This window comes from Flavobacterium erigeronis, from assembly GCF_054075165.1.
The window spans coordinates 199,676-216,496 of record NZ_JBSKGP010000005.1 but is presented as its reverse complement, the minus strand read 5'-3'; the positions used below and the strand labels follow the sequence as shown (position 1 = coordinate 216,496).

Below are 16,821 nucleotides of genomic sequence, written 5' to 3'. Positions count from 1 at the left end.
TAGTTCTTATTAATAAATGTAATATCTAGTTAAAAACTAATTATCCTTTGTTACTCATTGCAGAAAGCATTCCACCGTAAACACTGTTTAATGAAGCAATGTTTGCAGTCATAGAAGCCATTTGTTCTTTTAATTTAGAAGCGTTTTCAGCGATTTCTTTGTTCGCCTCAGTATTTCTAGAAGCGCTTTCTAATTGTACTTTATATAAACTGTTTAATGATTCCATTTGAGCAGCAGCAATAGACATTTCTTCAGCATATTTCTTTTGTCCTGCAATAGAATCTACTGTTGGAGAAATTGCTTTAGCAGCTCCTTCGAAGTTTTTGATGCTGTTTCCTAAGCTAGCCATTAACTCACCGTCAACTTTAGCTTCTTTCAACATAGCATCTAATTTTTGAGATAATAATCCTTGTGCGTCAGTTGACTCAGCTTTAACTTCTTTTTTTCTAGCTTGACCGTTAGCTAACTCTGGGTAAACTAAAGTCCAATCTAATTCTTCTTCAACTGGTTCGAAAGCAGAAAGCGCAAAAATTAACGCCTCAGTCACCAATCCTACTGAAAGCATAACTGTACCTGTTAATGGTCCAATCTCAAAGTGAGTAATTTTGAATAAAGCTCCAACGATTACCACTGCCGCTCCCATACCATAAGCGAAATTCATTGCTTTTTTACTTAATAATGCCATAATACTTTTTTTTTAGGTTTTAAAATAGATTTGTTGGATATTGATTTAATTATAAATTACTTTTTTCTGTTACCTGTTACTTGAGTACCCATGTAATCTTGTACAGTTCTGAATCCGATGTAGCTTCTAGCAGAATCAGCATATTCGTGGTCACGTGTACTTACCTGTAGGAAATAAGCAACGTCTTTCCAAGAACCACCGCGAACTACTTTTCTTTGGTTCTTACCATCAATTACGTTTGGATTCATTGTAGATACATACTCGTAAGCGTTTGGATTGTAAGCTGAATCTGTCCACTCAGAAACGTTTCCAGCCATGTTGTATAATCCGTAACCATTAACATCGTATGATTTTGCTTCAACAGTATAAAGAGCTTCGTCAGCTGCATAATCTCCTCTACTTGGTTTAAAGTTTGCTAAGAAACAACCTCTATCACTCTTAGTATAAGGACCTCCCCAAGGGTAAGTAGCAGACTCCAGACCTCCTCTAGCAGCGTACTCCCATTCAGCTTCAGTAGGTAATCTGAATGAGTTAACTAAGTCACGCCCTTTTTTCTTAGATTTAATGTAACTGTTTTTGTTTAATGTTCTCCAAGCACAGAATGCTTTAGCTTGTTTCCAAGTCACACCTACTACAGGATAATCTCCATAAGCTTTGTGCCAGAAATAATCGTTATGCATTGGCTCATTATATGAATAAGCGAAATCTTTAATCCAAACTGCAGTATCTGGGTAAACATTTACTTGCTCTGTTTTTACGAAGTCACTTCTTTTTCCAACTTTTGCTTTTGCAGCAGCTTGAATATCCATCCAAGAATAACGGAATTTCAATTTATTTACGTCAATTGTTCTTAAACCATTGTAAGATTCTTCAATTGGCAAATACATAGAATCCATTACTTCAGCGTAATACTCATCTGGATATGCTTTTGTATCTTTAATTAACTTAACTTTTCTGTTTAATTTTCTTCCAGCATACGGATCATCTTTTGTACCAACACTATAATAGTTGTCATACATATATTTATCGTAAGCTGTCATTTTTTCTGGATCAGAATCGTTAAAAGCATAGTCAGCAATACTTCCGCCTTTGCTTCCTTTTCCGTCAGCAGGTTTTTGTCCTGTTTCGTCAGCTAAGATTGCTAAACGAACTCTCATTGTAGAATCTTTTACCCATTCCACAAATTGGCGATACTCACTGTTTGTAATTTCAGTTTCATCCATGTAAAATGAACGAACTGTTACAGTTTTAGTTGGAGCATCTTCTACGTTAGCTAAATCAGCATCTGATTTACCCATAATAAAAGATCCGCCTGGAACCAAAGTCATTCCATAAGGTTTTTCAGGATGCCATTTCCCTCCTGTAACACCAACTAATTCACCTTTGTCACCTGACTTACCACAGCCGATTACTAGTGTTAACATTGCTGCAAATGCAATAAACTTCTTCATATAAATTTGGGATTATCTATTCATTATTAAAAGTCCGTAAACGTATTTATTATTTATCTAAAAAACAATACTACTTGCGAATTTATTTTACCGTTCAAAAATAATGTTAAATAAAATAAAAAAAAAATATTTTATCGATAAACTGTTCTAAAAAATCGATGTAAAACGTTAATTTTTATATATTATAATTATTTTCCTACTAATTTAATTTAACTATTTTCAACAACTTTTAAAAATTTAAGATTTCACTTAAATTTTCGTTCTACAAAGCATTTTTTCGTTGCGCTTTCCACCATCTTTCTGGCAATTCTTGATTGCAAGCCGACAAATATTCGTCGTAAGAACATGGTAATAACGTATTTCTTTTTAATTTATTGTTGCCATTAGATTCGAATGGAATTTCGATCCACCAACGGTCTGTTTTATCACTTTTGTAAAATATCAATTCTTCATCATCTAGCGGAACTATATATTTTAAATAGTTTGCTCTGCTTCCAAATGGATATTCTTTTGAACGATAGTGGTAACCTTCTATAAAATACCATACGATCTGAGCAATGATAACCGATTCGGCCAATGTGCTGTTATGATTAAATACACCAAAAGAAGAAACTTTATCACTTATACCTGCGTATCTTGCCAAAGCACAAATCTCTTTTCCGTTAAATCCGTTTGGCTCAAAAGTTACCATATTTGCTGAAGCAGAAGATTTTACAGAATTTAAATCTATACTAACTAAGTCTGCATCTCTAAAAACAGGTTCGGCCAATGTAATTTTATTCGAAATTTCGCCTAATCGATAAGCATCAAAAAACAGCTTTTCGATCAAATCGATTTCTTCTTGTGAATTATAATAGGTTTGATACCCTATATTACAGTAGTTGAAAAGGTTATTTGGTTCATCAATAATAATTTTTGTCAGATACGAATTAGCCGAAACCAATTCATTTTCTTTACCAAAATCAAATTTATTATCAACTGCAACCAGATTTACCATTTGCTCCAAATCATCATAAGCACGATACAAAGCATAGGTCAAATCTTGAGAACCTCCTAGGACTATAGGAATAACTTTTCTTTTAATTAATGATGCAGTAACTTTCTTAACGGCAAAATAAGTATCTTCTACAGAATCACCCGCCAGTATATCTCCTAAGTCTGCAATTGAAGCATCCCAGTTACCTGGAAACATGCTATAAAGCTTTTTGCGCAGATTCGAAAGATTAACTTCGTTAATCATATTGATGTTTGTACGGTCTTCTAAAACACCGATTATAGCAATATTAACCTGTTCAATATCAGGAAACTGATCTTGGGTATGAAAGACAACTTTACTCCCAAGCTCTTGTGAAGACAGTGCGCCGACGAATTTTACAATTGCATCATTAACTGGTTCTAGAAAATCAAATTCCATCTATATTATTTCTTTTTAGCAGCTGTTTTAGCTGGAGCTTTTTTAGCCGTTGTTGTTTTTTTGGCTGCTGTTGTCTTTTTAGCTGCCGTTTTCTTTGCTGGAGTTTTTGCAGCAATCATTTCTTGAACTTGTGCTAATGTTAGTTTTGTAGCATCAACATCTTTACTCAACTCAATTTTGATTTTTCCTTTTAGGATCACAGAACGTCCCCAACGAGCTTTCTCCACTACAATTCCTTCTTCTTCCCAGTTATGAATAACTTTATCTATATTCTTTTGAAGTTTATCTTCGATCAGCTCTTCAACATCTGCCTGTGATAAATTATCAAAATTGTATTTTTTGCTTACGTTTACAAAAAGCCCGTTCCATTTGATGAATGGACCAAAACGCCCCACTCCTTTTTGAACAGCCTCTCCTTTATAAGTGGCAATTGGCGCATCAGCAAGTGCTTTTTCGTCAATTAGTTCTTGAGCTCTTTCTTTTGAAACCCCAAGCGGATCTTCTCCTCTTGGCAATGAAATAAAAACGCTTCCATGACGAACGTAAGGGCCATAACGGCCATTATTTACCTCTACTTCTTCTCCTTTATATTCACCTAAACTTTTTGGAAGCAAGAATAAATTCAAAGCTTCTTCAAGTGTAATGTTTCCAATATTTTGATCTGCCATTAAGCTGGCAAACTTTTTATCTTCATCATCTGCTTCTCCAATCTGCGCCATTGGGCCAAATTTTCCTAAACGAACAGAAACTTGTCTTCCGTCTGCATCTTTTCCTAAGATTCTTTCACCGCTTTCACGTTCAGCATTTGCTTCAACTTCTTTTACATTTGGATGAAACTGATTGTAGAAATCTTGCATCATTTTTGCCCAATCGATATTTCCTTCGGCAATTTCGTCAAAATCCTGTTCTACTTTTGCAGTGAAATTATAATCTAAAATGTTTCCGAAATTCTTCACTAAGAAATCCGTAACAATAGTTCCAATATCTGTAGGAACCAATTTCCCTTTATCAGAACCTGTATTTTCTTTTAAAACTTTTTCACCTACTTTACTATTTTGCAAAGTAAGTTGTGTATAGTTACGTTCTACACCTTCAAGAGTTCCTTTTTCAACATAATTTCTATTGATAATAGTTGAAATTGTCGGTGCATAAGTAGACGGACGCCCGATTCCAAGTTCCTCTAGTTTTTTAACTAAAGATGCCTCAGTGTAACGTGCAGGCGGTCTTGAATATCGTTCTGTGGCTGTAATATAGTTATTAGCCAGTTTTTCGTTTACTTTTAAGGCAGGAAGCATTCCTTCTTGTTCTTCTTCATCGTCATCGTGACCTTCTAAGTATACTTTTAAGAAACCTTCAAAAAGCAATACTTCTCCAGAAGCTGTAAAAATTTCGTCGTGATTATCGGCTTCGATTTTTACGTTTGTTCTTTCCAATTGCGCATCGCTCATTTGAGATGCCAAAGTTCTTTTCCAGATCAAATCGTACAAACGAGCCTGATCACGGTCAATATTTACGGTGTGACGAGACATATCTGTCGGACGAATTGCTTCGTGCGCTTCTTGTGCTCCTTTATTTTTATTGGCAAAAACTCTCGGTTTTGAGAATTCTTTTCCGTAAGATTTAATGATTTCAGCTTCTGCGGCAGCCATCGCTTCTTGCGAAAGATTTACAGAGTCGGTTCTCATATAGGTAATAAGTCCGGCCTCATACAAACGCTGTGCTAACTGCATGGTGATTCCAACTGGCAAATACAATTTTCTTGCTGCTTCCTGTTGCAACGTAGAAGTTGTAAAAGGTGCTGTTGGAGATTTTTTGGTAGGTTTAGTTTCTAAATCTCCTACCTTATATTTAGAACCGATGTTTTGATTTAAGAAATCTTCGGCTTCTTTTTTAGTATTGAAGTTCTTTGGCAATTTTGCTTTGAAAGCTTTTCCTGCTTCGTTTACAAATTCTGCAACGATTGAATAAGTTGCAACTGCATTAAAATTCTGGATTTCGCGTTCTCTCTCTACAATTAAACGAACAGAAACCGATTGTACACGTCCAGCTGAAAGTCCGCCTTTAATTTTTCTCCATAAAACTGGAGACAATTCGTAACCTACTAAACGATCTAAAACTCTTCTTGCTTGCTGAGCATTTACTAAGTTATAATCTATTTCTCTTGGATTGTCAATTGCTTTTAGAATCGCAGATTTTGTAATCTCGTGAAAAACAATTCGTTTGGTCTTTTTTGTATCAAGTTTTAATTCTTCCGCCAAGTGCCATGAAATAGCCTCTCCCTCGCGGTCCTCATCGCTTGCTAACCAAACCGTTTCGGCATTCTTAGAAAGTGATTTTAGTTTCGTTACCAAGGCTTTTTTATCTGGAGAAACTTCATATTTAGGTTTAAAACCGTTTTCTACATCTACTCCTATTTCCTTTGATGGTAAGTCGGCTATGTGACCATAACTTGACTCCACCTGAAAATCACTTCCGAGAAATTTCTCTATCGTTTTCGCCTTTGCAGGTGACTCCACTATTACTAAATTCTTTGCCATTGCTCTATTTTTCTGCAACAAAAGTATTTATTTTTTTTAAATATTAACCTTACGAATGCATTTTTGAGGTATTTTGATATTATGAAACTTAAAATTGCAGATTTATCTGTAATAATCTTGATTATATATATAGGTATAACTTTTACCCGAAAATGACCTTGGATATTTTAGATTTAAGAGTTTAGATTTTAGATTGATGAATGATTTAGAATTTTAGATTGCGACTTTCAAATCATAGTCTGTAATCAAAATCTTAAATCTGAAACCTATAATCACTGTTGAAACCGACTGCCCTAGCCCAGATTGGAGCGAAAAGCCCGGAGTAAAAAATGCAAAAGTTTCTTGTTTTAAAAAAGCGACCAACGGAAGCTCTTTTTAAAACAGTAGAAACTTTGTTTTTTTTTATGAGGACTTGTAGCGGAAAGCTGGAAATAGCTCCTTATAAACAATTTTAGATTTTAGATTTTAGATTTTAGATTTTTCCAAAAAAATCGTTGCGCTCTTTTTTTGGAATTTGGGATTTCAAAAATTGGAATTTCTATTCTAAAATCTAAAATCAGAAATCTAAAATTCTTTTCTGCCATCTTGTCATATTTTATAGCTTTTGCCCTATCTTTGCACTTTGAATTTTTACAATGGAAAAGATTATTGAAGAAAGCAAACAGGGCGAAAGTCTTGTTTTGGAAAATAAACCTGAGAATACTAAAAAACTCTTTATAGAAAGTTATGGCTGTGCGATGAATTTTTCGGACAGTGAAGTCGTAGCTTCGATTTTATCTGACGGTGGCTACAACACTACTTCGGTTTTGGAAGAAGCCGATTTGGTTTTGGTAAACACTTGTTCGATTCGTGACAAAGCAGAGCAAACGATTCGTAAACGTCTGGAAAAATACAATGCGGTAAAACGTACGAATCCGAAAATGAAAGTGGGCGTTTTGGGCTGTATGGCGGAACGTTTGAAAAGTCAGTTTTTGGAAGAAGAAAAGATTGTTGACCTTGTTGTGGGGCCTGATGCCTATAAAGATCTTCCGAATTTATTGGCTGAAGTTGAAGAAGGACGTGACGCGATCAATGTCATTTTATCAAAAGAAGAAACGTACGGAGATATTTCGCCTGTTCGTTTGATGAGTAATGGAATCACTGCTTTAGTTTCGATTACCCGTGGATGTGATAATATGTGTACTTTCTGCGTTGTGCCTTTTACGCGCGGACGCGAGCGTAGCCGTGAACCGCAAAGTATTATGGCTGAAATTCAGGATTTGTGGAGTAAAGGCTATAAAGAAGTTACGCTTTTGGGTCAGAACGTTGACAGTTACCTTTGGTACGGTGGCGGTTTGAAAAAGGATTTTGTAAACGCTTCCGAAATGCAAAAAGCAACAGCTGTAGATTTTGATCAATTATTAGAAATGGTTGCGGCTGGTTTTCCTAAAATGCGTATTCGTTTTTCGACTTCAAATCCGCAGGATATGCACGAAAGCATTTTACATGTTATTGCTAAATATCCGAATATCTGTAAACATATTCATTTACCAGTTCAGTCTGGAAGTAACCGAATTTTGAAAGAAATGAATCGTCTGCATTCGCGTGAAGAATATATGGCTTTGATTGACAAAATTAGAGCAATTGTTCCAGATGCTTCGATTTCGCAAGATATGATTGCTGGTTTCCCAACAGAAACTGAAGAAGATCACCAAGATACGATGAGTTTGATGGAATATGTAAAATATAATTTCGGTTATATGTATTCGTATTCTGAACGTCCTGGGACTTTGGCTGGAAGAAAAATGGAAGATGATGTGGAGGAAGAAACTAAAGCGAGAAGATTACAGGAAATTGTGGATCTACAGCAAAAACATGCTTGGTTTAGAAGCGAGGAATTTGTTGGAAAAACGGTTGAAGTTTTAGTGGAGAAGGTTTCTAAAAAATCGAAAGACGAATTCTCTGGAAGAAACTCTCAGAGTATTACGGTAGTTTTTCCAAAAGAGAATTATAAAATTGGAGATTTCGTAAACGTAAAAATCACAAGCTGTACTAGTGGAACTTTAAAAGGTGAAGCTGTGGGGTTGAGTAGCATGAATTGATTTTTTTTTTAGCCACGAATTTCTCGAATTTCACTAATTTTCTAATTGGTATGGTAAATTTGAAATTGTAAACCTTAAATTAAAAAGTAGTATTTTTCTTTATTATATTTTTTAGTTTTGTATAAAAACAAAATATGGAATTATATAGAAAAGAGGAATATTATAGGATAGTTGGGATTTGCATGGAAGTTCATAGAATACTTGGTGGTGGACTTTTGGAAATTGTTTATAAAGATGCATTAGAATATGAATTTAAGAAACATAACATCCCTTTTGAACGCGAAAAAGAATTCAACATTCAATACAAAGAAATTGTTTTAGCACATAAATTCTATGCCGATTTTGTCGTTTATGATGAAATTATTTTGGAAGTAAAAGCATCAAAAGATATTGTCGACGAACATACAGCCCAAACAATAAATTATTTAAGATTAGCTGATAGCGATTTAGGAATTATCGTTAATTTTAATAAAAAAACATTACAGCATAAAAGAGTCATTCATTAACCACATTTCAGAAATTCGAGAAATTAGTGGCTAAAAGAAAATTTACAGCATAAAAATAATTCAGCAACCCATTTCAAAAATTAGCGAAATTCGAGAAATTCGTGGCTAAAGAAATTTTACAGCATAAAGATAATTTAGCAACCCATTTCAAAAATTAGTGAAATTCGAGAAATTCGTGGCTAAAGAAAAAAAAATATAAGCCAAAGTTTTAGGCATAGAAAAACCTAAAACAAACAAAACTTGAAACAAAACATATGGAAACAGTTCAAGCAATAAAACAGCGATTTGAGATTATCGGAAATGATCCGAAATTAAATCGTGCTATCGAAAAAGCCATTCAGGTTGCTCCTACTGATATTTCGGTTATGGTAACTGGGGAAAGTGGTGTTGGTAAAGAAAATATTCCTAGAATTATACATTCGCTTTCGCACAGAAAGCATGGTAAATATATTGCCGTAAACTGCGGTGCAATTCCTGAGGGAACAATTGACAGTGAACTTTTTGGTCACGAAAAAGGCGCTTTTACAGGCGCAACAAGTACACGTGAAGGTTATTTTGAAGTAGCCGACGGTGGAACAATTTTTCTTGATGAAGTTGGAGAGTTACCTCTAACAACTCAAGTTCGTTTGTTACGTGTACTTGAAAATGGTGAATTTATTAAAGTAGGTTCGTCTCAGGTTCAAAAAACAAATGTTCGTATCGTTGCTGCGACTAACGTGAATTTATTTAATGCAATTGAAAAAGGGAAATTCCGTGAAGATTTGTACTATCGTTTAAGTACGGTTGAAATTACATTGCCACCTTTACGCGAGAGAAACGACGACATTCACTTGTTATTCAGAAAGTTTGTTGCGGATTTTGCCCATAAATATAAAATGCCACCTCTAAGATTGGATGATGATGCGGTTCAGCTTTTGCAGAAATTCAGATGGAGCGGAAACATTCGCCAGCTTCGAAATGTGGCAGAACAGATTTCTGTTTTAGAAACCAATCGCGATATCACCCTTGCTACTTTACAATCTTATTTGCCAGCCGAAGGAAGCAATCTGCCTTCAGTTATTAGCGACAGCAAAAAAGAAAGCGATTTTAGTACAGAAAGAGACATTTTGTACAAAGTGCTTTTTGATATGAGAAGCGATCTGAACGATTTGAAAAAGCTGACTTTGGAACTAATGAAAAACGGAAGTTCAAAAGTACAGGATATTAATCCGAATTTAATTCAAAAAATATACGGAAATCAGCAAAATGACAGCGAAATAGATTTTGAAGAAGAACCAAGAACTGCTGTTATGACAACGCCTGCTGTTCGTGAAGAAAGTTATCGCATACAAGATGACAACAATTATCTTGATGCAGAAACGATTGAAGAAGAAGAAATTTTACGTTTGGAACAAAAAGAAATAGAAATGATCAAAAAATCGTTAGAAAAAAACAAAGGAAAACGTAAGGCTGCTGCAGACGAATTAGGAATTTCTGAAAGAACTTTATACCGTAAAATCAAACAATTCGATTTATAAAAAACAAATTCCAATCTTTTAAATTCCAAATTCCAAGATTGGATCTTCAAAATATAATAAACTCCAAAAATAAATTCCAAATTGCTTCGCCTGTTCGCTATCGCTCGAGTCCAAATTAGTATATTTGGCGAAATTTGGAATTTGATATTTCACTATAATGGTGAACATTGGAATTTGACTAAAAAAATTATGAAAAAAATATATTCTCTTTTCGCCTTATTAAGCCTTTTTATGTTGAGTGGCTGTGGAGTTTACAACTTTACAGGAGCAAAACCAATCGATGCTAAAACATTTCAAGTCAACTTCTTTCAGAATAATGCAGATCTGGTTGAGCCTGGAATCGACAGAACTTTCACCTTGACTTTACAAGATTTGATCATGAACCAGACCAACTTAAACTTGGTAAGTACTGGAGGCGAATTAACTTACGAAGGTGAAATTACTGATTACCGTATTACTCCAATGACTGCAACAGCTGTATCAACAGACGGAACTGCGGGAGCGGCACAAAACCGTTTGTCAATTCGTGTTCAGGTAAGATTCGCAAATAAAAAGAAAGAAACTGATGACTTTGAAAAATCATTTGAGTTTTATTATGACTTTCCAGGACAAGAATTACCTACTGGATCAGTTTTGAGCGAAGCTATAAGGGTTATTTTTGAAAGAATTACCCAAGATATCTTTAATGAATCATTGGCTAAATGGTAAGTTTGCTTGCTTAAATAAGCAAGTAAAACAAAATACTATTAATAAATAATTAAACGATTAAAACCAAAAAATGAACGTTAGCGATTATACCTACTTAATGAACAAACCCGATGCTATTACAGAAAAGCAGGCGGATGCATTAGGCAGTGTTTTGAATGAATTTCCGTATTTTCAAAGTGCACGCGCATTGCGATTGAAGGGACTTTATAACCAAAACAGTTTTAAGTATAATTATGCTTTGAAAGTTACGGCTGCGTATACTTCTGACCGTTCTGTTTTATTTGATTTTATAACTTCTGAGGCTTTTACTTCTATTCAGAATGATTTTTACGAACAAAAACTGAGAGATCTTTTGGAGATTACTGTTTTTGACAGCGAAATAATTTCGCCAGAACAGATTCAGAAAGCTATTGAGATAAAAGCTGACATTGAAGAACAGCCTGTTTCAGAGCCAATAAAAGAAGTTCAAATATCTTCTGTTGAAAAACCTTCAATTGCAGAATCTGTAAAAACTGAAGAATCTATAAAAGTTGAAGAATCTATAAAAGTTGAAGAGATTGCAAAGGTTGATGAATCGGTAAAAGTTGAAGAATCAATAAAAACGGAAGAACCCGTAATTGCCGAAGAGCCTAGAAAAATGCCAGAAATAGACCCGTCTATATTCTTGGCAATAAAAGAGGCTCAGACAATAACTTTTGAGAAACCCGCAATAAAAGAAGAAGAGCTTAAACCGCTTCCAGAAATAGATTTATCTATTTTTAAAGCCATAAAAGAAGCACAATCGGTAACTTTTGAAAAACCCGCAATAGAAGAAGTAGGACAGAAAACGGATTCTATTGAAGATACTATTGTAGAGGAAGTCGAGGAAACAGAAACAGCTCCGTTAACAGATTCTACACCAATTGAAGAACCTAAAATTGATCGTATAGAAAATTCTATTTTAAGTTCTATCAAAGTTTCTGAAACACCTTCTGTACCAGAACCAATAAAAATAGAAGAACCTAAAAATGACCGTGTCGAACACTCTATTTTAAGTTCTATTAAAGAAGCTGAAGCTGCAACTGCTGAACAATCTGAAAAAACAGAAGAAGCAAAAGCGGATTCTATTATAGAAGAACCTGTTTTAAATTCGGCTGAAGAAGAGGAAGATGACAGCGTTATTGAAGAAATGATTATTCCTGAATTCAAAATGAATACTGTTGAACGATCTATTCTTTCTTCTATTAGAGAATCTGAAACAAAAGCTCCTGAAGAACCAAAAGTAGCGATTGAAGAAGCTGCATTTGAAACTGAGGATGAAGAAGAAGAAATTCAAGAGGAAAATGAAGAACTGATTGAAGAAATAATCGAGGAAGAAGAAGAAAATGAACCTGCTAGAACAGCTGCTGAACATTTAGAAATTGGAAAACCTTTGGATTTTTCTTTAAACGAAAAACACTCCTTCCAAGAATGGTTGCAATTATCTAGAACAGAGCCTATTGACCGTTCAAACGATCTTTCGCCAGAAGAAAAAGCAGAAAAAGAAGCTGCTGAAAAAGCAAAACTAGAAGAAGAAAGACAAAAGAAGGCTGAAATTATCGATAAGTTTATCGAAAACAACCCGAAAATTTCTCCAATAAAACCTAACAGCAATGCTCCAGCGGTACAAATTGAAAGCAATTCTGAAGACAATTCATACCTAATGACCGAGACTTTGGCTAGAGTTTATCTGGAACAAAAGAAATATACAAAGGCAATTCAGGCATATGAAATATTAATTTTGAAATATCCAGAAAAAATTACTTTCTTTGCAGACCGCATATCGGATATAAAGATTTTACAACAAAATAACAATAACAATAATTAAGTAATGAGCACATTTTCAATTTTTTTAGTTTTAATTACAATAGTTTGTTTTCTATTGATCGTAGTTATCATGGTACAAAACCCTAAAGGAGGCGGATTGTCTTCTACTATCAGCGGAACGCAGATGTTAGGTGGAGTACAAAAAACAACTGACTTTTTAGATAAAAGTACTTGGACTTTGGCTACTGTTTTAATTGTGCTAATTTTACTTTCAAGCTTAAGCTTCTCTGGATCTTTAAGCGATACTGAATCTAAAATCATTGATAAAACTGAAGCTCCTGCAAATGCACCTGCAGCTCCAGCGCAAGGAACTACTCCTGCTCCAGCAGCACCAGCTACTAAATAATTTTAGCTCGATATAAAAATCTAATGCCAGCCTGTCAAAGCTGGCATTTTTTTTAAGAAATAATGTCAGTTTTTCTAGCATGGCATAGTTTCTGAAAGTTTATAGAACAAGAAAAAAACGTATAACTTATAATAATATAAAATCATGGCTTTAAACATTAAACCGCTTTCAGACCGCGTACTTATTGAGCCTGTTGCAGCTGAAACCAAAACTGCCTCAGGTATTTTTATTCCTGATACTGCCAAAGAGAAACCACAAAAAGGAACTGTAGTTGCAGTAGGAAACGGAACTAAAGATCATACAATGACTGTAAAAGTTGGAGACACTGTTCTTTATGGCAAATACGCAGGAACAGAATTAAAACTGGAAGGCACTGATTATCTAATCATGCGCGAGGATGATATTTTAGCGATTATCTAAAAAATATTGTATTAAGTACGGAGATTAAAAACTTCATTTAACTTGAAACAAATCAAACTTTAAACAAAAATTAAAATGGCAAAAGATATAAAATTTGATATTGAAGCACGTGACGGTTTAAAACGTGGTGTTGATGCATTAGCAAATGCTGTAAAAGTAACTCTTGGACCAAAAGGTCGTAACGTAATTATCGGAAAATCATTTGGTGGACCAACTGTTACTAAAGATGGTGTTTCTGTTGCAAAAGAAATCGAATTAAAAGACGCATTAGAAAACATGGGTGCGCAAATGGTAAAAGAAGTTGCTTCTAAAACCAATGATTTAGCTGGAGACGGTACTACAACGGCTACAGTTTTAGCTCAAGCTATCGTAAAAGAAGGTTTGAAAAACGTTGCTGCTGGAGCAAATCCAATGGACTTGAAACGTGGTATCGACAAAGCTGTTGAAACTATCGTGGCTGACTTAGCTAAACAAGCTAAAGTAGTTGGAAGCGACTCTGATAAAATCAAACAAATTGCTTCTATCTCTGCTAACAATGACGAAGTTATTGGTGAATTAATCGCTACAGCTTTCGCTAAAGTTGGAAAAGAAGGTGTTATCACTGTTGAAGAAGCTAAAGGAACTGACACTTTCGTAGATGTTGTTGAAGGTATGCAGTTTGACAGAGGATACCTTTCTCCTTACTTCGTAACAAATCCTGAGAAAATGGAAGTTGAATTAGACTCTCCATACATCTTATTATACGACAAAAAAGTATCTTCTCTTAAAGAATTACTTCCAGTTTTAGAGCCAGTCGCTCAATCAGGAAAACCATTATTGATTATCGCTGAAGATGTTGATGGTGAAGCGCTTTCTACATTAGTAGTAAACAAATTAAGAGGTGCTCTTAAAATTGCTGCTGTAAAAGCTCCAGGTTTCGGAGACAGAAGAAAAGCTATGTTAGAAGATATCGCAATCTTAACTGGCGGAACTGTAATTTCTGAAGAAAGAGGTTATACTTTAGAAAATACAACTATCGAAATGTTAGGAAACGCAAAAAGAGTTTCTATCGATAAAGACAATACAACTATCGTAAGTGGTGCTGGTGAGGCAGATATCATCAAAAACCGTGTGAACCAAATTAAAGGTCAGATGGAAACTACTACATCTGATTACGATAAAGAAAAATTACAAGAGCGTTTGGCTAAATTAGCTGGAGGTGTTGCAGTTCTTTATGTTGGTGCTGCTTCTGAAGTTGAAATGAAAGAGAAAAAAGACAGAGTAGATGATGCTCTTCACGCAACTCGTGCTGCTGTAGAAGAAGGAATCGTTGCTGGTGGTGGTGTAGCTTTATTAAGAGCTAAACTTGCTTTAGCTGACTTAAAAGCTGATAACGCTGACGAGGCTACAGGAATCCAAATCGTTTCTCGCGCTGTTGAATCTCCATTGAGAACTATCGTTGAAAACGCTGGTCTTGAAGGTTCTGTGGTTGTGGCTAAAGTTTCTGAAGGTTCAGGTGATTTTGGATACAACGCAAAAACTGACGAATATGTAGATATGCTTACTGCTGGAATTATCGATCCTAAGAAAGTAACTCGTGTGGCTCTTGAAAATGCTGCATCTGTTTCTGGAATGATCTTAACTACAGAATGTGCATTAATTGATATTAAAGAAGAAAATGCCGGAGGCGGAATGCCAATGGGTGGCGGTATGCCAGGAATGATGTAATTCGTTCTCTTCTTAAAACTTAAAAGCGCTGGATTTATCTGGCGCTTTTTTTGTTAGCCACGAATTCACGAATTATTTTTTTCTAATCTTTACGTATATTTTTTATTTGCCACAAATTGCACAGATTAAAAGAATTATAATCTGTGTCGAGCTTTTTTCATACAAAGCATTCGTGTAATTAATGACAACTATTTTAAACACAAAGATTAGAAAAAAATAATTCGTGAATTCGTGGCTATCTTTTATTTAACATTCTCTTTTTCTTTAAAAAATGCTTTAACGTTAACTTTGTGTTTTTAAAATTACATAATGAGAAAATTCACTACTCGCCTATTATTTTTAGCATTCGCAATTCTTTCCAGCTTTTCAAATGCCCAAAACAGCAAAGACAATTATGTTGTTTTAATTTCAATGGATGGATTTCGTTGGGATTACGGCAAGCAATTCAATCTTCCTAATTTAAAACAGATTGAAAAAGAAGGCGTTCATGCCAAATCGATGAAACCGTCTTACCCAAGTAAAACTTTCCCAAATCATTATTCGATTGTAACGGGACTTTATCCCGATCATCACGGAATCATCAATAATGTTTTTTATGATGCTTCTTTAGACGAATCTTTCTCCTTATCAAGCAAGGCAAAAAACGATTCCAGATTTTATGGCGGAAATCCGATTTGGAATTTAGCTGAAGAACAAGGCGTAAAAACAGCTTCTTTCTTTTGGCCAGGCTCTGATATTGACAAAAGAAATCCGAGTTATTTTAAAAATTATGATGGTAAAATTCCGTATGGAGCGAGAATAGATACGGTTATGAAATGGCTGCAGCTTCCAGAAAAGCAAAGACCTCACTTGGTTACTTTATATTTTGACGAACCCGATCACACAGGACATAACTTTGGTCCGCTTTCTCCTGAAACTAAAAAGACGGTAATCAAAATGGATTCTATAATGGGCGAAATATCGAGAAGATTAGATCAATTGCCTATCGGAAAACAAATCAATTTAATCATCGTTTCAGATCACGGAATGGCAAATATTAGCAATGATAAAAAAGTAGCCGTTTTAGATTATTTAAAACCTGAATGGCTAGGTTACAAAGATGTAATTAATCCGATTATGAGTTTACAGGCAAAAGCGGGCTATCAGGATTCGATTGCTAATGCTTTGAAAAAAGTACCGCATATCAAATTCTGGAAATCTACAGAAGTTCCAAAAAGATTGCACTACGGCACAAATCCGCGTGTACATGATTTTGTTATTGAAGCCGAAAAAGGCTGGAGTTTAGTAACCAAAGAAAGCACGCATATAAAAGGCGGAACTCACGGATACGATAATAACGAAAAAGACATGCACGCTATTTTTTACGCAAAAGGCCCTGCATTTAAAGTAAATAAAAGAGTAAAAACATTTCAGAATGTTTCGGTTTATCCTTTAATAGCACATATTTTAGGTTTGCAAATTGGTGAGATTGATGGTAAATTGAGTGATGTTGAGGCAATGCTTGCTAATTAGATAATTAGATAATGTGGCAATTTGATAATTAGATAATTTTCACAAAGCATGTCCGTAGAGACGCACCGCAGTGCGTCTAACGTATCGTAACC

The 16,821-nt window shown here is 34.9% G+C and carries 13 protein-coding genes; 9 read left to right on the top strand and 4 right to left on the bottom strand.

The annotated features are described in order from the left end of the window. Positions 1–40: 40 nt before the first annotated feature. From porL to topA, 4 genes are all read right to left on the bottom strand, one after another. Positions 41–685: a type IX secretion system motor protein PorL/GldL gene (porL, locus tag ACWA1F_RS11900; RefSeq protein WP_306158399.1), complete on the bottom strand. Its 645-nt coding sequence runs from the start codon at positions 683–685 to the stop codon at positions 41–43. A 56-nt stretch (positions 686–741) separates the two neighbouring features. Beyond that, complete coding sequence (gene porK / locus ACWA1F_RS11895; protein ID WP_306158397.1) at positions 742–2,136, bottom strand: T9SS ring complex lipoprotein PorK/GldK; 1,395 nt, start codon at positions 2,134–2,136, stop codon at positions 742–744. 262 nt (positions 2,137–2,398) lie between these two features. Further along, entirely contained in the window at positions 2,399–3,550 is a 1,152-nt protein-coding gene (locus tag ACWA1F_RS11890; protein WP_456893920.1) for a formimidoylglutamase, read from the bottom strand. Positions 3,551–3,555: 5 nt separating this feature from the next. Then, positions 3,556–6,087 (bottom strand): type I DNA topoisomerase, encoded by a 2,532-nt coding sequence (gene topA / locus ACWA1F_RS11885; protein WP_456893919.1) that lies wholly within the window; start codon positions 6,085–6,087, stop codon positions 3,556–3,558. Between the two features lie 635 nt (positions 6,088–6,722). On the opposite strand from topA, the gene miaB reads away from it, so the two are divergent. From miaB to ACWA1F_RS11840, 9 genes are all read left to right on the top strand, one after another. After that, the gene (gene miaB, locus ACWA1F_RS11880) at positions 6,723–8,168 is read left to right on the top strand and encodes a tRNA (N6-isopentenyl adenosine(37)-C2)-methylthiotransferase MiaB (RefSeq protein ID WP_456893918.1); all 1,446 of its coding nucleotides are present in this window, start codon (positions 6,723–6,725) and stop codon (positions 8,166–8,168) included. A gap of 134 nt (positions 8,169–8,302) precedes the next feature. Then, complete coding sequence (locus ACWA1F_RS11875) at positions 8,303–8,674, top strand: GxxExxY protein (protein ID WP_456893917.1); 372 nt, start codon at positions 8,303–8,305, stop codon at positions 8,672–8,674. A 254-nt stretch (positions 8,675–8,928) separates the two neighbouring features. Continuing rightward, positions 8,929–10,191 (top strand): sigma-54 interaction domain-containing protein, encoded by a 1,263-nt coding sequence (locus ACWA1F_RS11870; RefSeq protein ID WP_456893916.1) that lies wholly within the window; start codon positions 8,929–8,931, stop codon positions 10,189–10,191. A 189-nt stretch (positions 10,192–10,380) separates the two neighbouring features. Next, entirely contained in the window at positions 10,381–10,899 is a 519-nt protein-coding gene (locus tag ACWA1F_RS11865; protein ID WP_306160800.1) for an LptE family protein, read from the top strand. Between the two features lie 70 nt (positions 10,900–10,969). Then, positions 10,970–12,745, top strand: a complete 1,776-nt coding sequence (locus tag ACWA1F_RS11860) for a tetratricopeptide repeat protein (protein WP_456893915.1) — start codon at positions 10,970–10,972, stop codon at positions 12,743–12,745. A gap of 3 nt (positions 12,746–12,748) precedes the next feature. Beyond that, on the top strand, positions 12,749–13,090 hold the full coding sequence (gene secG, locus ACWA1F_RS11855) for a preprotein translocase subunit SecG (protein ID WP_456893914.1): 342 nt from the start codon (positions 12,749–12,751) through the stop codon (positions 13,088–13,090). A 144-nt stretch (positions 13,091–13,234) separates the two neighbouring features. Beyond that, complete coding sequence (locus tag ACWA1F_RS11850; RefSeq protein ID WP_008467105.1) at positions 13,235–13,510, top strand: co-chaperone GroES; 276 nt, start codon at positions 13,235–13,237, stop codon at positions 13,508–13,510. Between the two features lie 75 nt (positions 13,511–13,585). Further along, the gene (gene groL, locus ACWA1F_RS11845; RefSeq protein WP_177210785.1) at positions 13,586–15,217 is read left to right on the top strand and encodes a chaperonin GroEL; all 1,632 of its coding nucleotides are present in this window, start codon (positions 13,586–13,588) and stop codon (positions 15,215–15,217) included. A gap of 309 nt (positions 15,218–15,526) precedes the next feature. Next, positions 15,527–16,729, top strand: coding sequence for an alkaline phosphatase family protein (locus tag ACWA1F_RS11840; protein ID WP_456893913.1), 1,203 nt, complete (start codon positions 15,527–15,529; stop codon positions 16,727–16,729). Positions 16,730–16,821 lie beyond the last annotated feature (92 nt).

Bases quoted from the DNA above. Each gene is read 5' to 3' on its own strand.
- porL (WP_306158399.1), bottom strand. From the start codon at position 685: ATGGCATTATTAAGTAAAAAAGCAATGAATTTCGCTTATGGTATGGGA.
- porK (WP_306158397.1), bottom strand. From the start codon at position 2,136: ATGAAGAAGTTTATTGCATTTGCAGCAATGTTAACACTAGTAATCGGC.
- ACWA1F_RS11865 (WP_306160800.1), top strand. From the start codon at position 10,381: ATGAAAAAAATATATTCTCTTTTCGCCTTATTAAGCCTTTTTATGTTG.
- topA (WP_456893919.1), bottom strand. From the start codon at position 6,087: ATGGCAAAGAATTTAGTAATAGTGGAGTCACCTGCAAAGGCGAAAACG.
- secG (WP_456893914.1), top strand. From the start codon at position 12,749: ATGAGCACATTTTCAATTTTTTTAGTTTTAATTACAATAGTTTGTTTT.
- ACWA1F_RS11890 (WP_456893920.1), bottom strand. From the start codon at position 3,550: ATGGAATTTGATTTTCTAGAACCAGTTAATGATGCAATTGTAAAATTC.
- ACWA1F_RS11840 (WP_456893913.1), top strand. From the start codon at position 15,527: ATGAGAAAATTCACTACTCGCCTATTATTTTTAGCATTCGCAATTCTT.
- ACWA1F_RS11875 (WP_456893917.1), top strand. From the start codon at position 8,303: ATGGAATTATATAGAAAAGAGGAATATTATAGGATAGTTGGGATTTGC.
- ACWA1F_RS11860 (WP_456893915.1), top strand. From the start codon at position 10,970: ATGAACGTTAGCGATTATACCTACTTAATGAACAAACCCGATGCTATT.
- ACWA1F_RS11850 (WP_008467105.1), top strand. From the start codon at position 13,235: ATGGCTTTAAACATTAAACCGCTTTCAGACCGCGTACTTATTGAGCCT.
- groL (WP_177210785.1), top strand. From the start codon at position 13,586: ATGGCAAAAGATATAAAATTTGATATTGAAGCACGTGACGGTTTAAAA.
- miaB (WP_456893918.1), top strand. From the start codon at position 6,723: ATGGAAAAGATTATTGAAGAAAGCAAACAGGGCGAAAGTCTTGTTTTG.
- ACWA1F_RS11870 (WP_456893916.1), top strand. From the start codon at position 8,929: ATGGAAACAGTTCAAGCAATAAAACAGCGATTTGAGATTATCGGAAAT.